The organism is Streptomyces sp. NPDC091280, from assembly GCF_044768565.1.
Classification (GTDB): domain Bacteria; phylum Actinomycetota; class Actinomycetes; order Streptomycetales; family Streptomycetaceae; genus Streptomyces.
Window position 1 is genome coordinate 1 of sequence record NZ_JBIVUZ010000041.1, and the last position, 2,186, is coordinate 2,186.

The 2,186-nt window shown below is 63.4% G+C and carries 1 protein-coding gene; it reads left to right on the forward strand.

The genetic code is table 11. The annotated features are described in order from the left end of the window. Positions 1-614 precede the first annotated feature (614 nt). The gene (gene ltrA / locus ACIQPR_RS49075) at positions 615-2,045 is read left to right on the forward strand and encodes a group II intron reverse transcriptase/maturase (RefSeq protein WP_403664378.1); all 1,431 of its coding nucleotides are present in this window, start codon (positions 615-617) and stop codon (positions 2,043-2,045) included. The last annotated feature ends 141 nt before the right edge of the window (positions 2,046-2,186 follow it).

Consider the following 2,186-nt stretch of genomic DNA (forward strand, 5'->3'; position numbering starts at 1 on the left):
TATCGCGTGGGTGCGCCACGAGGCGCCATGGAATCGAGTGAGGTGAGAGACCTTCACCACCGGGTTGTCGTAGCAATCCGGTTGAAGCTGGGGGCAGTTCGGTTCGGGGGATGCCGAGTCGAGCGGTTAGCAGCCCCGACAACGCCGGGACGGGTTGGTACTGCCAGACGACCCGGGCCCGGCTAGCGAGACAGGAAGGTGCACGCGAGAAATCAGTGCCTGACGCCCCGTAATTACGACACCGGCTCGAACCTGGTGGATCTGGGCCGGACGCAGTGCACGACCACCAGCGCTCCTCGGTGGTCGACTCCGAAGCCGACTCCACGTATCGGTGGGGAGGCCACGCTGAAAGTCTGCGGCGTAAGCGTGGCGATGCTGCCGGGGTAGAGCTGGGCACCTCACCTGTCGATCGATTCGTGGTGAACGTGGGAACTGTCCGCGGTCGCCCCCAAATCGGGCATCCAGTCCGATCGGGGGCAGGCCCATCGTCGGCTGATGGCCGTCGGGCAGGACGGAGGCTCCGTAGTACTCCGAGGCCGGGAAAGCCGGTCACATGGGGAAGGGGGCCAGCAAGTCAGCAGTAAGGAGGCTGGAATGCCAGGAGGCTGTCGCCGGTGAATACCGACGAGCTGGAATGGGCCTTGATGAAGGCCGAACGCCGGGTACTGGAGATCCAGACCAAGCTGCACCGTTGGGCTGCCGATGATCCTCATCGCAGGTTCGACGACCTGTTCAACCTCGTGGCCGATCCCGCCTTCCTGTTGGTGGCGTGGGACCGTGTCCGGGGAAACAAGGGTGCCCGCACGGCCGGAGTGGATGGGAAGACCGCCCGCTCCATCGAAGCCGGGCAAGGAGTCGAAGCGTTTCTCGACAAGCTGCGGAACCAGGTCAGAGACCGCAGCTTCCATCCGGTTCCTGTCCGCGAGCGGATGATTCCCAAGGCGAATGGAAAGCTTCGTCGTCTCGGGATTCCGACCGTGGCGGACCGAGTGGTCCAGGCGTCCTTGAAACTGGTGCTGGAGCCGGTGTTCGAAGCGGACTTTCTCCCGTGTTCCTACGGGTTCCGCCCGAACCGCCGAGCTCACGATGCGATCGCCGAGACTCGCTATCTCGCCAGCCACGGATACGAGTGGGTGGTGGAGGGCGACATCACGGCGTGCTTCGACGAGATCTCGCACCCGCCGCTCATGGAGCGAGTGCGGAATCGAATCGGGGACAAGCGGGTGTTGTCCTTGGTGAAGGCATTCTTGAAGTCCGGGATCCTGTCCCGTGACGGTGCCTTCACGGACACACGCACCGGGACCCCGCAGGGCGGGATCCTGTCGCCGCTGCTGGCCAACATCGCGCTCTCGGCCATGGACGAGCACATCGCCCAGGGCCTCGGAGGACCAGATGGCACCTCCGAGGATCGGCGCAGGAGACGGCGCCGAGGATTGCCCAATTACCGGCTGGTCCGGTATGCGGACGACTTTCTCGTACTCGTCTTCGGGAGCCGAGACCATGCCGAGGAACTACGCGACGAGGTCGCAGAGGCATTGAAGCCGATGTGCCTTCGCCTGTCGGTGGAGAAGACAAAGATCACGCACATTGACGAGGGCCTTGATTTTCTCGGATGGCGCATCCAGCGTCACCGGAAGCTGGGCACTGATCGGCAGTACATCTACACCTACCCGGCACGGAAATCACTGCGTTCCGTCACGGGCAAGGTGAAGCAACTGACCGGACGACAGAACGTCGGATTATCGCTGGATTCCTTGCTCCACCAGCTGAACTCGGTGTTGCGGGGATGGTGCGCGTATTTCCGTCCCGGAGTTTCGAACGTCGCTTTCTGTTACCTCAGCCACTACACGTGGATGAGAGTGACGCGATGGATTCGACGCAAGCACCCCGGGATCACTTGGAAACAGCTCCGCCGACGCTATTACGGCGGCAGCTGGTGGCCCGTCACAGAGGAAACGGAACTGTTCAACCCGGCCAAGGTAAGCACGACCAGATACCGATACCGGGGAAAACTCATTCCGGCTCCGTGGCCCACTACGGCATGAGGAACTGAACACCCCCGAACGGGATTTGTGGAGAGCCCGGTGCCCGGAGACGGGCACGCCGGGTTCGGGAGGCGGCTCGGGGAAACCCACTGGCGGAAACACCAGCAGGGCGCCCCGAGTCGACCTCACCGACGGCGCGGT